Source organism: Cupriavidus sp. CuC1, assembly GCF_044627735.1.
Taxonomy (GTDB): Bacteria; Pseudomonadota; Gammaproteobacteria; order Burkholderiales; family Burkholderiaceae; genus Cupriavidus; species Cupriavidus ulmosensis.
This window is the reverse complement of sequence record NZ_JBIUHC010000011.1, coordinates 64016-79231: the sequence shown is the minus strand read 5'-3', so window position 1 is coordinate 79231 and position 15216 is coordinate 64016. Positions and strand designations below refer to the sequence as shown.

9 protein-coding genes and 3 pseudogenes are annotated in these 15216 nt (G+C 66.4%); 7 read left to right on the top strand and 5 right to left on the bottom strand.

Annotated elements, in window-relative coordinates; all coding sequences use genetic code 11:
* Positions 1-24 precede the first annotated feature (24 nt).
* From ACGLHR_RS07220 to ACGLHR_RS07210, 3 genes are all read left to right on the top strand, one after another.
* Positions 25-810, top strand: a complete 786-nt coding sequence (locus ACGLHR_RS07220) for a Crp/Fnr family transcriptional regulator (RefSeq protein ID WP_400092920.1) — start codon at positions 25-27, stop codon at positions 808-810.
* Between the two features lie 39 nt (positions 811-849).
* A complete protein-coding gene (locus ACGLHR_RS07215; protein ID WP_400092919.1) occupies positions 850-3315 on the top strand; it encodes a polysaccharide biosynthesis tyrosine autokinase in 2466 nt (821 codons plus the stop codon).
* A 120-nt stretch (positions 3316-3435) separates the two neighbouring features.
* Positions 3436-4377 (top strand): LysR substrate-binding domain-containing protein, encoded by a 942-nt coding sequence (locus ACGLHR_RS07210; RefSeq protein WP_400092917.1) that lies wholly within the window; start codon positions 3436-3438, stop codon positions 4375-4377.
* A 15-nt stretch (positions 4378-4392) separates the two neighbouring features.
* Here the strand turns inward: ACGLHR_RS07210 and ACGLHR_RS07205 are convergent, their stop codons facing one another.
* Together ACGLHR_RS07205 and ACGLHR_RS07200 are read right to left on the bottom strand one after the other, a co-directional pair.
* Positions 4393-5253: a transglutaminase family protein gene (locus tag ACGLHR_RS07205; protein WP_318234450.1), complete on the bottom strand. Its 861-nt coding sequence runs from the start codon at positions 5251-5253 to the stop codon at positions 4393-4395.
* 315 nt (positions 5254-5568) lie between these two features.
* Positions 5569-6294 (bottom strand): response regulator, encoded by a 726-nt coding sequence (locus tag ACGLHR_RS07200; RefSeq protein ID WP_400092915.1) that lies wholly within the window; start codon positions 6292-6294, stop codon positions 5569-5571.
* 592 nt (positions 6295-6886) lie between these two features.
* Here ACGLHR_RS07200 and ACGLHR_RS07195 point away from each other — a divergent pair.
* A complete protein-coding gene (locus tag ACGLHR_RS07195) occupies positions 6887-7114 on the top strand; it encodes a hypothetical protein (RefSeq protein ID WP_400092913.1) in 228 nt (75 codons plus the stop codon).
* Between the two features lie 157 nt (positions 7115-7271).
* Positions 7272-7406 (top strand): annotated as a pseudogene (locus ACGLHR_RS07190) (response regulator transcription factor); the annotation flags it as partial.
* Between the two features lie 31 nt (positions 7407-7437).
* Here the strand turns inward: ACGLHR_RS07190 and ACGLHR_RS07185 are convergent.
* Positions 7438-8999, bottom strand: a protein-coding gene (locus ACGLHR_RS07185) for an IS3 family transposase (RefSeq protein WP_400092911.1) whose coding sequence is annotated in 2 segments (ribosomal slippage) — positions 7438-8561 and positions 8561-8999 — 1563 coding nt in all. Because the reading frame shifts where the segments join, the coding sequence is not laid out codon by codon here.
* A 68-nt stretch (positions 9000-9067) separates the two neighbouring features.
* Between ACGLHR_RS07185 and ACGLHR_RS07180 the strand changes: the two are divergent.
* Together ACGLHR_RS07180 and ACGLHR_RS07175 are read left to right on the top strand one after the other, a co-directional pair.
* Positions 9068-9575 (top strand): annotated as a pseudogene (locus ACGLHR_RS07180) (LuxR C-terminal-related transcriptional regulator); the annotation flags it as partial.
* A gap of 103 nt (positions 9576-9678) precedes the next feature.
* Positions 9679-10374, top strand: coding sequence for an Hpt domain-containing protein (locus ACGLHR_RS07175; protein ID WP_400092910.1), 696 nt, complete (start codon positions 9679-9681; stop codon positions 10372-10374).
* A gap of 1023 nt (positions 10375-11397) precedes the next feature.
* On the opposite strand, the pseudogene ACGLHR_RS07170 reads toward ACGLHR_RS07175, so the two are convergent.
* A pseudogene (locus tag ACGLHR_RS07170) lies at positions 11398-11519 on the bottom strand (IS630 family transposase); the annotation flags it as partial.
* A gap of 234 nt (positions 11520-11753) precedes the next feature.
* Positions 11754-15134 (bottom strand): ATP-binding protein, encoded by a 3381-nt coding sequence (locus ACGLHR_RS07165; protein WP_400092909.1) that lies wholly within the window; start codon positions 15132-15134, stop codon positions 11754-11756.
* Positions 15135-15216 lie beyond the last annotated feature (82 nt).

Here is a 15216-nt window from a genome sequence, read left to right as displayed (position 1 = left end):
TGGGTCTTGCAGGGGAAACACGTGATGCACAGCCAGCGATTAGCTCCGGACGTCAATCACCTCTTGCGCGGCTTGCCGCGCGGCGACTGGGAGGCCATCTCCAACCACCTCGAACTGGTGCGCCTGCGCCCCGGGCAACTGCTGACCGATTGCGGGCAGCATACCAACCATGTGTATTTCCCGACCACGGCAGTCGTCTCCATGCTGTCCTTCCTGGAGGACGCCACCACCGTCGAGATCGCCACGGTAGGCAACGAGGGCATGGTCGGCATCCCGGTGGTGACGGGTGGCCATGCCATGCCCTATCGGCTGGAGGTGCACACGCCCGGGTTTGGCTACCGGCTCGCCGCGAACAAGCTGCGGCAAGAACTGCTGCGCTCGCCGGCAATCCTGCGGCTGACCTTGCTGTACCTGCAGGCATTGCTCACGCAGATCGCGCAGACCGCGGTGTGCAACCGCTATCACTCGCTTAACCAGCAGGTTTGCCGCTGGCTGCTGTTCGCCATTGACCGGCTTTGCTCGAACGAGATCGCCATTACCCAGCAGGTTATCGCCACCAAGCTGGGCGTGCGCCGCGAGGGCGTGACCGAGGCCGCCAGGAAACTGGCGGATCTCGGCTTGATCCACTACAGCCGCGGCCACATCACGGTGATCGACCGGGTCCGGCTGGAGCTGCACGTCTGCGAGTGCTACGGCCTCGTCAGGCGCGAATACGGGCGCCTGCTGTCCAGCGGGGATGGCGGGCTGGCCTTGCCGGAAGGGGTGGGCCAGGCGCGCGCGCTGGCTGTCTGTGCGCATCATGCGCACTGAGCGCATGAAGGGCATGACGTGCATGGGGGGGAGCGGACCGTGATTACCTTTACCGAAATGGGCCTGTCGCCGGCATCCCGGCAACCGGGCTCCCGCGCGCGCTGGGGCGCGGCCCGGGCACTCCTTGACCATGCCGGCTGGATCCTTGCCGCCATGCTGTGCGGCGCGCTGTGCGGCGCGCTTTACGCGTGGTCGCTGCCTGCCGTGTACCAGGCGGATGTACTGGTGCGCCCGGAGCCGGCCAGGCAGCTTGCGCTGAATGGGCAAGGCACGGCCAACCCGGGGCAGCCCGCCGACGAACTGCGCCCGGATGCCCTGACCAGCCGCGCGGTGCTGGCGCCGGTGGTGCGGGAAACCCGGCTCGATATCGTCGCCGCCCCGCATACGCTGCCCGTGGCCGGCGCGCTATGGGCGCGGTTTGCCGGTGGCGCTCAGGCCGGGCCGCTGACTGCGCCGCTACCCGCGCCGCTGGAGAGCCTGTCCGCCTACGCCTGGGGCGGTGAGCAGATCGGCCTGATCGCGCTCAACGTGCCCGACGCGCTGCTCAACCAGCCACTGACGCTGGTGGCGCTGGGCGATCAGCGCTTTCGCCTGCTGGGCGAGGACGGCGCGTTGCTGCTGACGGGCAAGGTCGGCGATATTGCGCGGGGCAATGGCGTATCGCTCAAGCTGGCGCAGCTCACCGCGCGCGCGGGGACCGAGTTCGTGGTGATGCGCCGCGACGCCGTCACGGCTGTCGACATGCTGGCCCGCGGACTCAAGCTGGAGCCGCAGCGGGGCACGGCCACGGCAATCGGGCCGAATGGCGGGGTGGCCGGTGCGGCCGCTGGTGCAGCCGCCAGCGCCGACGCGGTGCGTATCGTCTGGCGCGACCCCGACCGGGAGCATGCCGCGGCCGTGGTCAATGCCGTGGCGCGCTCGATCGTCGATACGCAGGTCGGCCACCGGCGGGAGCAGGCCGACCAGCAGCTGGACTTCGTCTCCAGCGAGCTTCCACGCGTGAAGGCCGAACTGGAGGCGGCCGAGGCGGCCCTGGCCCGGTACCGCGCGCGCGCCGGGTCCTTGCAGCCTTCCCAGGAGTCCCAGTCCTACCTCAGCGGCAGCATCGAGTACCAGCGGCAGATATCGGGGCTGCGGCTCGAGCGTGCGCGCCTGCTGCGCAATTTCATGCCGCAGAGCCAGGAAGTGCGGGCGATCGACGAGCAGATCGAGCAGCTGCGCGGCGACAGGCGCAGCATGGATAGCCGGCGTCAAGGGTTGTCCGAGGCGGAGCGCGAGTCGGGGGCGCTGAGCCGCGATGTGAAGGTGGCCGAGGACATGTACATGTCCTTGCGCAGGCAGGCGCAGCTGCTGGCGCTGGCGCACTCCGACCAGAGCAGCGATGTACGGCTCGTGGACCTTGCGGTGGCACCTACGCTGCCGGTCGGCCCGGATCGCGCGCTGGTGACGGGCCTGGCGGCGCTGCTGGGCCTGTTGGCCGGCACCGGGCTGGCGGCCCGCAAGAGCCGCGCGTCCCGGGGCATGGAGAGCGCTGCCGCGATCGAGGGGAGCCTGGCGCTGCGGATGGTGGGCGAGGTCGTGTTCAGCCCCGAGCAGCTCGAGCTGGAGCGCAGCCGCCTGGTGCTGCCGTGCCCGTTGCGCGCACCGGTCTTGTCCGCGCGCGAGCCGGGCCAGGCGGTACGGCTCGCCTGCGGCACGGACGGCGTGGCGCGGGCGAGCCTGCGCAGCTGCGTGTCCACCGCCTCGGTGCGCGCGAGCGCGGCGCATGAAGACACGGTGCTGCACGACCGGTACCTGCTCGCGCGGCAGTATCCGCATGCCCCGGCCGTGGAGGGGCTGCGCACCTTGCGCGCGTCGCTGCACTTCGCCATGGACGGCGCGGCCAACCACATCGTGGCCATCACCAGCGCTTGCGCGGGCGCGGGCAAGACCTTCGGCGCGGTCAACCTGGCCGTGCTGGCGGCGGAGGCCGGTATGCGCGTGCTGGTGGTCGATGCCGACCTGCGCCGTGCCCGCGTGGCCGGGCAATTCGGCCTGGAGGGCACGCTGGGGCTGGCCGACCTGCTGGGCGGGTCCCTCACGCTGCACGATGCAATCCAGCCCACCGCGGTTGGCGGGCTGTGGCTGCTCGCGGCCGGCACGCGGCCGGCGAATCCATCCGAGCTGCTGATGCTGCCGGCCCTGCGCGAGGTGCTGCTCACCTGCGCTGCGGGCTTTGACCTGGTCCTCGTGGATACGCCCCCCATCCTCGCGGTGGCCGACGCCGCGCTGGTCAGCCGCGTTGCCGGCGCCACGCTGCTGTTCGTGCGTGCCGACAACACGCCGCAGGAGAAGGTGGTGGAAGCGCTCAAGTACCTGGACCGGGCCCACGCCAACGTGATCGGCGGCGTGCTCAATGGCTTGCAGGTGCGCCGGAGCAACCGGGAGCGCTGCGCCGAAACCAGCGACTACCTGCGCGCGAGCGCGCCGGAGGATGGCACGGCGCCGGCCTGGCGCATCGGCTGACCCGCCGTCTTTGACTTTTGTCCGCGTAGCGCTCATGGGCGCCGTCGCGTGCCCGTGTGCCCGCGCGGGCTCGCAGCATGCCCGCCATCCTCTCCACCCTTTTGCGACCAGACCGGCCTCATGAGAAGCACGAACGGCAGGCACTTGCCCGCGCTGTCCCACCTGGTGGCGCTAGAAGCTACCGTCAGGCTAGCCAGCGTGACCGGCGCGGCCGACGAGCTTTGCCTCACGCAGAGCGCGGTCAGCAAGCAGTTGACAGAGCTCGAAGAATACCTCGGCGTGCCCATGCTGACCCGCCGCAAGGGCGCGGTCTTGCCCACCCAGGCAGGCGAGCAATATCTGCGCGCGGTGCGCAAGGTGATTGCCGAACTGGAGGAGGCCACGCTGGAGGTGCTGACGAGCAGGGGCAGCGGCGGCCGGCTCGATCTGCGCGTGCCGGTTTCGCTGGGCAATATCTGGTTGCTGCCGAGGCTGCCGGGGTTTGCCAAGGCCCATCCCCAGATCCAGGTCAACGTTACCGCCAAGGCAGGCACGGTGGATCTGCGCGCGTCCGGCCTGGACGGCGCGATCCAGGTCTGCACAGGCCCGCCCGATGGGCATGCTGGCGTCAAGGTGATGCCGCTGGCCTTGTTTGCGGTGTGCGTGCCCGAACTGCTGGCGCAGGCGGCGTCCGCCCAGGCTGCGCTGGAACACCTGCCGCTGTTGCACCAGGCGGAGGCGCTGGAGGCGTGGGCGGGTTACTTCGATGTGATCGGCATGGCGGCGCCCAGGGCGCTGCGCGGGCCGCGCTATGCATCGCTGACCATGGGGTTGCAGGCGGCGCTCAGCGGCATGGGGGTCGCCCTTTTGCCCGATTACGTGGCGAGGGAGGACCTGAAGGCGGGGCGGCTGGTGCGGTTGCTGGACGCCACTTATGTCTCGCCCAAGTCCTATTACTTTGTTTGCCTTGAGGACAAGTGGCATAGCCCATTGGTCCGGATCTTTGTTTCCTGGCTGCTGGCGGAGGTGGCGGCGGATACGCCACCCCAGATGCCACCGCCGATGCCTGCACGGAATGCATAGGCCGGCCGCCACGGCTTACCAGGTGCAGATGCCCCAGTCGGTATACAGCGGCATCTCCAGGCCGAGCGCCGCATCGGTCACCGCATGGACCTGCACGAAGGGCCGCTCGGACTCCACTTTGCCGAAGATCGCCGCGAACGGAATCTCGCCCGCATCCCGTCCCGTGCCGATACGCAGCAGGCCGGTGGGAATCGAGGTGCCAGAGGGGTCGACGAGATACCACCTGCCCGACAGGAAGACTTCCACGAAGGCATGGAAATCCGGCGGCCCGAGCGCGGGATCCGCGCCGTAGTCCAGGCTGCTGGAGATGCGCGCGGGAATGCTCAGCGCCCGGCAGATGGCAATCATCAGGTGCGCGAAATCCCGGCACACGCCGGTACGCTCGACGATCGTATCCACGGCCGAGGTGCGCTCATTGGTCGACGTCGACAGGAAACGCACATGGTTGCGTGCCCATTCCCGGATCGCCACGATGCGCGAGTAGCCCCACGGCACCCTGCCGAACTCCCGCAGGGCAAACTCCATCAGCCGGTCGGATTCGCAGTAGCGGCTGGGCGCCAGGTAGGGCAGCACCTCGAATGGCAGTTGCGCGATCGGCACTTCGTGCAAGGTCGAGGGATCGTCGAGGCGGTGGTCGATATCGACCACGGCGTCATAGTGGATCGCCAGGTGCCCTTTCGGGGCGCGCAGGCGGATCAGCCGGTTGCACAGCACGGCATCGGTGTACTGGTCCATGCGCAGCACGGGCGGCACCGTCAGGCGCTCGGAAACGATGCTCTGGCGAGCGGTACGGGCGGCTTCGATGTTGAACAGGAAGTCAGCCTCGGCATCCAGGACCTCGTACGACAGGTCCACCGAGTATCGAAGACGGTTCATTTGATGCCCCCTTGCCCGCGCGGCATGACAGGCGCTAGCTGGATGGATAGTTCGTGACAGGGCTCAACGGATCGCCACGGCAGCCGTCAAGCGCAGACTCGTGCCCGTCCATGGTCGCTGGCACCCGTGGGAAAGTCCAGTGAATCCGTTGAAAGCCCTGCTGGTGTCCCCGATCCCTGCTCGGCCCCATCACGGTGCCCGGCGATAATATCCATACGTCCGTCGCGCAGGCCGACCCGGCCGTCGGGCTGCGATTGTTCAGGGTGCCGAGCCCGATCGGCACCGGACTTGCATCGGCCGTGGCCTGTTCTTCCCCTATTGCGGGCCGCTGTCCCTTGGCGATGCCGCCAGCTTGCCCGCGGCCAGCGTGCGGGGCTGGCCGAGCAGGCCGACGGAGGCGGCGTAGCTGAAGAGATCCAGGTCGCCGCGCAGCCCGAGCTTGCGCATGGCGGACATCTTTTGCGTGCTGATGGTCTTGATGCTGCGCCCGAGGTTGACGGCGATCTGGCTGACGGACATGCCCGACAGGTAAAGCCGGATCACGTCGACCTCGCGCGGGCTGAGCGGCCCGAACCGGGCGCGCACGTCCACGGGCGGGCCGACACTGTCCAGCAGCCGCTGGATTGTCGGCGACAGGTAGCGCACGCCGTCGAGCACCTGCGCCAGGGCGACCGCGATTTGCGAGGCATCGTCTAGCTTGCTGACCACGGACAAGCGTTCGAACCGGACCAGCTTGCCGATCTGCGCGGGGTTGTCCAGCATGGTGACCACCAGGATCGACAGGGCGGGATAGCGGCGCCGCACGAGCTCGATCATGTGCAGGCCGTCACCATGGGCTCCGCCCGGCATCACATAGTCCGTCAGCAGGACGTCGCACGGCTGCCGGCTCAGCGCCGCGAGGATCTCGGTCGAGTTCCTCGCGATGCCAGCGATCTCTATGCCCTCGAACTGCGCCAGCAGGCCCCTCAAGCCCACCAGCATGACGGGATGGTCGTCGGCGATGACGATGTGGGATTTGGCGAGCGAGCGGTTAGCCGGCATGGGCACCGATCCACGACGAATGGCGAAAGTGCATGCATCGCGGGGGCCGCTCCATTGGCCCTGGTGACTGGCGCGGGCAAACAGGGGTGACATCGCTCATGGCAGAGTTCCTTGCGCTCTTGAGATGGCGGCGCGGCGCGCCGAGGAAAGTCCTGAATTTGTGACTGCTGACTGTATCGCTGGGAACGCCACGCCGGTTTGAGAAATTTCCTCATTTCGGCGCGCCCGTGCAGGCAGTTTGATTCAGAGCCTTCGTTGCTTGAGGAAAGAATCCCTCCGGCAGACTACGAAAACCCTGCAAAATTTCGTGTGGGTCCTCCATCCGAGCGAGAGCGACACGATGCAATGCGCTGGTTTGCTCCCCTCTCCCATGAAATGGGAGAGGGGCCGGGGGAGAGGGTGGGCGCTAGCTCAAGGTGAAGCGCCTCGCTCTTGCGGATGCCCGCCCTCTCCCCCAACCCCTCTCCCGCTGCGCGGGAGAGGGGAGCTACACCTGCGCGAGATTGCACGCGATCGCTCTTGCTACGCCTGCGCCGGACTTCGCCCGGCGACCCACACAGAAGTCTGAAGAACCAAATAAATAAGAGAGAACGTGACCAAGGCAAGCAGAAGAGACTTTGAGTACGGATTGAGTGTGGAGGCATTCAATGAAATCTGCGGCGCGGATCCCGAGGCCTTGCGCCGGCTGCGGCTCGGCATCTCCGTGCTGGAGATCGTCGCGATCCGTTGTGGGTTACAGTGTTCGACAGTGATCTTTTTCTCACTGCGCCGGATATTCCTAGACGCCGAACTGAAGTGCCAGCGCACGATTCAGGGCTGAGTTCTCCCTCCTTTGGGAAATTTCCGATGGCTTATTCGGAAATTTCTCGCCAGCTCTTGGGTAATTTCGCCACATAATCCGCGCTTCACCTTGTTAGTTGCCGGTTGTCGCCCGGCGCAGGTGAGTCTGTTTTTTGGCAATCTTGGGGGGAACGCGAGTGGCAACTATCCTGATCGTCGACGATCACCCCGCACTGCGCCTGGTGGTCAAGACCCAGTTGTCGCAAGTGCTCGGGGTCAGCAATATTCTGGAAGCTGACAATGGCCAGGCCGCAATCGAAGCCGCCAAGCAGTCGGCGCGCGTCAAGGTGGTTGTCGCCTCAGTCATGCAGCCAACGGCTGTATTTCTTTTGTCTGTGACGCCATGGCCACCACCGAGTCCCGTTCAGGGTTAAGCGTCACGGCGCCGACGGGCGTCCAGTTACGCGTGCTGCCTGACCAGCGAGCCGGGGTGCGTTCGCGGGCCTGAAGGTAGACTTCATGCCGAGCCGCGAGGATCTTCCGGTCATCGCCGACGTGCCGCTGCGATGGGCTGACATAGCGGATGCCGCTATGGCGGTGGTCAACGTTGTACCAACGCACGAAGTGGGTCGCCCAGGCCCGGGCTGCGTCCAGATCGACGAAGCCATTGACAGGGAACTCTGGCCGGTACTTGGCGGTTCGGAACAGCGACTCCGCATAGGCGTTGTCGTCGCTCACGCGCGGCCTGGAGTACGAGGGCTTCACACCCAGCCAGTACAGCATCGCCAGCACGGTCGTGGCCTTGAGCGTGGCGCCGTTGTCGCCGTGCAGCACCGGCTTGACGGGCATGGTGGCGATGCCCTCGGCCAGCGCCGTGCGGCGCACCAGGTGCGCGGCGTGCAGCGAGTCGTCGCTGTCGTGCACCTCCCAGCCCACGATCTTGCGGCTGTAGAGGTCCAGAATCAGATACAGGTGGAACCATTGCCCGATCACAGTGGCCGGCAGGTAGGTCATATCCCAGCACCAGACCTGGCGCGGCGCCGTGGCGATGTGCGTGGTCGGCGGCCGGATGACCTTGGGGGCCTTGGCTCGACCGCGGTGCTCGGTCTGGCCGTGTTCACGCAGCACGCGAGCAAAGCTCGACTCGCTGGCAATGTACACACCTTCGTCGGCCAGCATGGGCACGATGCGCGCTGGCGGCATATCGGCGAAGCGCGCCTCGTTGGCTACGCTCAACAGCGTTGCGCGCTCGGCCGGGCTCAAGGCATGGGCAGATGTCGGACGCACTGCGTCCGGCCTGCGATCGCCCGATGTGAGACCTTCGCCAGCCTTCCATCGCTGCAGCGTGCGCAGGTCGATGCCGGCGGTCTCGCACGCCAGACGCAACCGCGCGCCATCGGTGTGCGCCACGCGGATGTTCTGGGCCACGAATTGGCGATCTTCGAGGCCGATCATTCGTCCTCGCCCTTGTGGAAGATCGCCTCGAGTTTTTTTGACAGCACCAGCAAGGCCGCCGTCTCGGCCAGCGCCGCATTCTTGCGGCGCAGATCGCGCTCGAGTTCCTTGATGCGGCGCCGGTCCTGCTTGGTCTGGCTTGGGCTGGCGCGCGCCTCATCCGGCTCGGCCAGCGCCTGCGTCGCGCTTTGCCGCCAGTTGACCAGATCCTGCAGGTACACCCCGTTGGCACGACACCAGGCGCTCTTGGCTGCCTCGTCCATGGCGGCGGTGGTCAGCACCGCGTCGAACCGGGCGGCCGCTGTCCAGGCCCGCTCGCGAGCGGGCCTGGACAGCGACTCACTGCGCCAACGCTCAAGCGTATCCACACCAACGCCAATCTCGCGCCCAACGTCTTCCGGCGATGCGCTCTCGGGCGGCAGCATGCGCGCCACAGCCCTGTCCTTGAATTCCTTTCCGTACCTGGCCACTCTCGTCCTTCATCCTCGCCCCCGGGGTTCTGATTCTATCGGGGCGACAACCATTCTGACGCGGGGGGCAGTTCGAGCCCGATCTTGCCATCCTGGACCTGGATATTCCCCGTATCAGCGGCCTGGACGTGATCCCGCGCCTGAAGCTGATCTATCCGCCGATCCGGATCCTGGTGATTTCCGGCCAGGACCAGGCAACCTTCGCGCCGCGGGTGCGGCAGGCGGGTGCCCAGGGCTTCGTCAGCAAGATGCAGGACATGAAGGAGATCGTGCGCTGCGTCGAGGCGGTGATGGCCGGCTACATGGTTATTTCCCGAGATGCGCTTCGAGCGCGACCTGCCGCAGATCACCCTGCGGGCGGACGAAGAGCGGCTTGAGTTGCTCTCGGACAAGGAGATCGTCATCCTGCAGATGCTGGTCAGGGGATTGTCCAACAAAGCGATCGGGGAGCTGTTATTTATCAGCAACAAGACGGTGAGCAGCCATAAGACCCGCATCATGGGCAAGCTGCAGGTCACCTCGCTGGTGGACCTGGTCGACTTTGCGCGGCGCTGCCGCCTGACCCCGGCCCAATGACGCCAGCCAGTGGCCGCACATCGGCAGGCTTCAACAATATGCAAATGTTCACAAAGATGAATTCATGATCCGGGCGCTGTTACTCAGTACTACCGAGAGTGGCGTGCAAGCGTTGCAAATCAGCGGGCTCGCGACCGTGCTCGCGGGCCTGGGCTTTTCCGTCGAGCAGGAGGACCTGGCCAGGCCGGATGCGGCTCCCATCACAGGCGAGCAGCCCAGGCTGGTATTGGTCTGGCTTGCCCACGACCATGTCGGTGAGCCCTCGCGCGGCGACTTCGGCCTGTCTGCGGACAGCCTGCTGTTTGCGGTGGTGCAGGCCGGCGCCGACGCGAGCGTGGTTGACGCGGCCCATGGCGCCGCCTTCGATGCCACGCTGAGCGCGCCAGTCAACGCCAGTTCGCTGGCGCGCGCACTGGCCGAGCACGGATTTGTCGCGGTGTCGCCCGGCGAACGCGTGGCCATCGGCACGCTGCTCGACACGCTTGCGGGCGGTGATGCGGATATCGTCAGGGACCTGGTGGACAGCCTGGTCGAAACCAACCGCGCCGATCTCGAGACGATGCGCACGGCACTGATGGATGGCACCTGGCAGCGCTTTGGCAGCGGCGCGCACCGCATCAGGGGCTCGGCCCGGATCCTGGAGTGCGCGGCCCTGGTCACGCTGTGCGGCCGGCTCGAATCCGTTGCCCAGTTCGGCGATCTCGCCACCGCGCAAGCCTTGCTGCCGATTCTTGCCGCATCGGTTGCGGAGCTCGACGCGACGCTTGCCGCGCTGCGCCCGCCGCCCCGCGCGGCCTGAGCGCATCCCCGCTCCCGCCATTGCCATGCTACGGGCGCTGGTGTCCCGTTCCGCTGATTCGTTCGCTGAGCTTGGAGCAGGAATTGTAGGTTGGGGGAAGTGTGCGATGTGTATTGCTTGTGGCCCGCTGAGGCGGGTTTTGGCGCTTGCTGGGCGGGGTTTTGATGCTTCTAGCTGCTGATGCAGAATGGCGTGAGTGGGCGGTGTTTTAGCGCTTCTAGCTGCTGTCGCGGCTGTACGGTGTTGGCGGTTTTAGAACGTGTGAGATGTTACTTTTCTTTACTCGTAAAGAAAAGTAACCAAAAGAAAGCGATCCTTGCAGGAGGCTGGCGTGGCGTCATTGGGGACCCCAATGGTTTCGTCGTACGGCCCTGGGTGCTAATGGACTCGTGCCGTTACCAGTTTAGATCACCACGACCCTGCCAGTGCCCAGGGTTTCGTGGTGGCCCCCACCGGTAGCCACCACCACGAATTTCAAGCGGTCTATCGCTCGCGGCGCGGGCGGCCACGAAGTTGCAAGCGTCCCGTTTCCGTCGTGGGCGCGGTGGCACCGAGGAATAGTTTTGAGGGATTCACCACCGCGCCCACCCCACCACGAAACCATTACGGCGTGATATATCGTGATACTCCGATCCGGTACCGGCAGATGGGTGAATAGGCAAGGACTCCGCTACCGAGTAGCCTCACCACGAAACCAGTGCCATTCACAGAATCGTGGCCATTCAAACCGGTAACGGCACGAGTCCATTAAAACCCGGGGCCTGACGACGAAACCACCGGGCTACGCAACCCCGACACGCCAGCCTCCTGCAAGGATCGCTTTCTTTTGGTTACTTTTCTTTACGAGTAAAGAAAAGTGACATCTCACACGTTCTAAAACGGCCAACACCGTACAGCCGCGACAGCAGCTAGAAGCGCTAAAACATCGCCCACTCACGCTATTCTGCATCAGCAGCTAGAAGCATCAAAACCCCGCCCTAAAGAGACACCCCCGCGTCAGCGGGCTAGACAGTGTCCTGTTCCCAAAACGATGCGTGCCCGCGCAACCAGCGACGCTGGATACTCCGCAAACGCGCCATCGACGCAAGTTGAGACCGCTCGCCTTCGCTCAACACCAGATCCGGCTTCGGTCGTCCCATTGGCATGTTGGCATCTCCCGTGCCGTTACCAGTGTAGGCGACCACGATACTGCTTGCGACGTTGGTTTCGTGGTGAGGCCACCGGTAGCGGCATCCCTGCTCGCTCATCCATCTGCCGGTACCGGCGGCAAAGCACCACGATCTATCACGCCGTGATGGTCTCGTGGTGGGGTGGGCGCGGTGGTGGATGTCTCAGAACTGTTTCGACGGTGCCACCGCGCCCACGACGGAAACGGGACGCTAGCCCGGCTTGCCATCGCCTTTCGCCGTGCCACGTGCGCGGCGCAGATGCCCGCGCAGCGCGCGTTCCAGCGTGGCCAGTCCCACCGGCTTGACCATCACTTCACTCATTCCCGCAGCCAGCGCATGCAGGTGATCCTCGCTCTGCGCGCTCGCGGTGCAGCCGATGATCGGGATGCTGCGCAGGGCATCCTTGCGCGCGCGAATCGCCTGCGTCAGGCTGAAGCCATCCATCACCGGCATCATGCAGTCGCAGATGATCAGGTCCGGCGGACGTCGCAGCAGTGCCTGCAAGGCGAGGACGCCGTTCTCCGCCGTATCCACGGCAACGCCAAGCCGCTCAAGCTGGCGCTCCATCAAAAGCCGGTTGGGCGCGTGGTCGTCCACGATGAGCACCCGGGCGCCGGGCGCAAACAGCGCGATGCCCGCATTGCCGCTCGCCGGCGCGTCTGCCTGGGGCAGCGAGGCCGAGACCTCCAGGCTGAGGCGCACCAGCACCTGCGTGCCGTGTCCAGGCTCGCTCTCCAGGGTGATCTCGCCTCCCATCTTGCGTACCAGGTTTTGTGCGATGGACAGGCCGAGGCCGGTGCCGCCGGTATTCGTGCGCTCGGTTGACTCCACCTGGGAAAAGGGCCGGAACAGCTTGCCGATCGCCTCCGCGGGAATGCCGATGCCGGTGTCCTTGATGCTGAGGCACAGCGCTTGCGAGGATCCCCGCGAGGCAGCGCCGTCGAGCCGGATATCCACGCCTCCGCGCTCGGTAAAGCGGATGGCATTGGATAGAAAGTTGCTGATGACCTGCTTCATGCGCAGGATATCCACGCGATGCACCGGCGCCACGGCATCGCTCACGCTGACGTTCAAGGCCAGGCCTTTGTGCGAGGCGACGGGACCGAACATCTGCACGACTTCATGCAGGCCCTGGCGCAGGCTGGCGGCACGGGGTTGCAGCGTGAACTTGCCGGCCTCCATCTTGGAGAGGTCCAGGATGTCGTCCAGCAGCGACAGCAGCGATGTTGCCGCGCCATGCGCCGCGTCGAGTTGCTCGCGATCCTCGTTGTGGGCGTGCAGGCGCGTCAGCACCAGTTCCAGCATCCCGAGGATGGCGTTCATCGGCGTGCGTATCTCATGGCTGATCGAGGCCAGGAATGTCGACTTGGCGCGGTTGGCCGCCTCGGCGCGATTCTTGGCCGCAGCCAGTTCGGCCAGCATCTGCTGGCGTTCCGTTACATCGATCCAGCCCCCGACGATCCCGGCCGTGCCGCCATTGGCGCGGCGCAGCGGCACCACCCAGCTGATCACGCTGCGCAACTCGCCGCCGATGGTCAGTTGGCGATCGGCGCTGAACGGCAGGCCGGTGCGCAACACGCGCTGATACACCGCCATCAGTTCTTCGTGGCTGATATCGGGGTTGACGGCGGAGCGCACGAAGGCCGGCCCGGTCCCGGCCAGCGCCCGCCGCGTCGTGCCCAGCGCCGCTTCGTAGGCGGTGTTGCAGGTGATCATGCGGAACTGGTTGTCGCGCAGGTAGATAGGCTGGGGAATGCCGTCGAGCACCGCCGTCTGGAATGCAACCTGGTCCTGCAAGGCATGCTCGGCCGCGGTGCGTTGGGTTACCTGGCGCCGCAGCGAGGTCACCCACGCCAGAAACAGCAGGCTCACCAGCAGCAGGGCGGCCGCGCCCGCCATCAGCCACGGCATGAACTGGCGCCAGGTGAAGCCCGGCGAGCGGATTTCCGTCCAGTGTGCGCGCATGGCGCCGAGATCGTCGCGCGAGATGCTGAGGATGGCCTTGTTGATGATGTCCAGCAACTCCGGGTGCTGGTTGCTGACACCCACGCCGACTTCCAGCGGCACGCCGCCCGTGGCCGCCGCCACCTTGAGCCGGCCGGCATAGGTTCGCGTGAGCATATAGTCGGCCATGAAGGCACTGGAGATGGTGGCATCCGCGCGTCCCGTGGCGACCATGCGGAACGCCTCCTCGTACGAGCCGGCCTCGCGCTGGTTCACCGCGTAGTTGGCGCGCACGAGATCGTAGACGCCGTTGAATGGCGGCACGGCGATCACCTTGTTGGCAAGGTCGGGCAGGCTCTTGATGCTGTCGTTGCCGGCGCGTGTGACAACCACCCAGTTGCCGGAAAAATAGGGCGCGCTGACCGAGAGCGGGGCGTGGCTGGTGGCGGGATGGTTGAGCGGCAGGGTCGGCACCACATCCAGCGAGCCGTTCTCGAGCGCGGCGGTCACGTCCGCGGCGCTGGTCGGCCAGTAAGGCACGAAACGCAGCCCGGTGCGCTGCGCGATCAGTTGCAGCACCTGCTCGGTGAGCCCGTCCGGGCGCTGCTTGGCGTCGACGAACTGGAACGGGACGAAGTCGCGCGCCACCAGGTAGCGCACCTCCGGGTGGCTGGCGATCCACGCGCGCTCGGCCGTGGAGAGATTGAGCTTGTCGGTGAGGTCGAATTCGAGCGAGCTGGCACTCCAGAGGGTGTCGATCTCGCGCTTGAGCGCCGCGGGCATCTGCGCCAGCGTCTGGTCGATGATCCGGCCCAGCGCGGGATCGATCACTGCAAAGGTGACGCCCTCTTGCGCCAGCGGCGCGAAGTTGCGCGCCGTCAGTTCGTCGTACCGGTATTGCTCGACGAGGTAGCCGGCGGCGGTGGCGCTGGTGACCATGACGAAGTCCGCATCCCGGGAGAGCTGGTCGAGCGCGCTTAGCAGGTTGTCGAACGGCAGCAGCTGCGCGCCAGGGTACGCCCGCTGCAGCGCGGCCGGCGAGACTTCGCCCGCCAGGTAGCCGATGGCGCGGTTGGTGTCGTTGCGCGCGCCGTCTCGCCGGGACACCACCTCGATCAGGCGATGGTCATGGTACGGCGCGGTGCGCGTGCCGGTGGCGGGGCTGTCCAGCGAGGTGGTGGTCAGGTCGATGGCGCCGTTGGCCAGCTGGCTGCGTGCCAGTTCGTGCGAGGGATAGCGCTGGATCTGCGCCGGCACCCCAAGCCTGGCTACCACCACGGCAAGGTAGTCCGCGGAGATCCCGCGATAGTCCCCCTTCAGGTCGACCAGGTCGAACGGCGGCAGGTAGTTGCCAACCACGCCCACCCGCAAGACCTTGTGCGCGCGGCGCCATGCATGCAACGCCGCATCGTTGCCCTGGGGCGCCGCGGCACTGTCGATGGCGTCGCGCGTGCCGGCGGAATCCAGGCGCACCTGGGAACTCAGCTGCAGCGTGCGCAGCGGCTCGGCTGGCAGGGCAGCCGGCGCCGGCGGGCCGTGGCAAAGCGCCAGCAGCACCAACAGCTGGCGGCGCCACCAGTTCGCCGGCACACGCCGGCTCAGGGTGGCCGAGCCTTCCACCGGACGCGGGAAACTGCAGATGCGCATAAGGGATTCTCGTGGAGGGAGGCGCGCTGCGGCGTGCCGGATCTGCACACGCATGGGTTTGCAGCCTTCAAGCGACGCCGGG

What these genes read in the sequence shown, in the direction of transcription:
- ACGLHR_RS07220 (WP_400092920.1), top strand. Translation starts at nt 25, where the DNA reads ATGCACAGCCAGCGATTAGCTCCGGACGTCAATCACCTCTTGCGCGGC.
- ACGLHR_RS07210 (WP_400092917.1), top strand. Translation starts at nt 3,436, where the DNA reads ATGAGAAGCACGAACGGCAGGCACTTGCCCGCGCTGTCCCACCTGGTG.
- ACGLHR_RS07205 (WP_318234450.1), bottom strand. Translation starts at nt 5,253, where the DNA reads ATGAACCGTCTTCGATACTCGGTGGACCTGTCGTACGAGGTCCTGGAT.
- ACGLHR_RS07200 (WP_400092915.1), bottom strand. Translation starts at nt 6,294, where the DNA reads ATGCCGGCTAACCGCTCGCTCGCCAAATCCCACATCGTCATCGCCGAC.
- ACGLHR_RS07165 (WP_400092909.1), bottom strand. Translation starts at nt 15,134, where the DNA reads ATGCGCATCTGCAGTTTCCCGCGTCCGGTGGAAGGCTCGGCCACCCTG.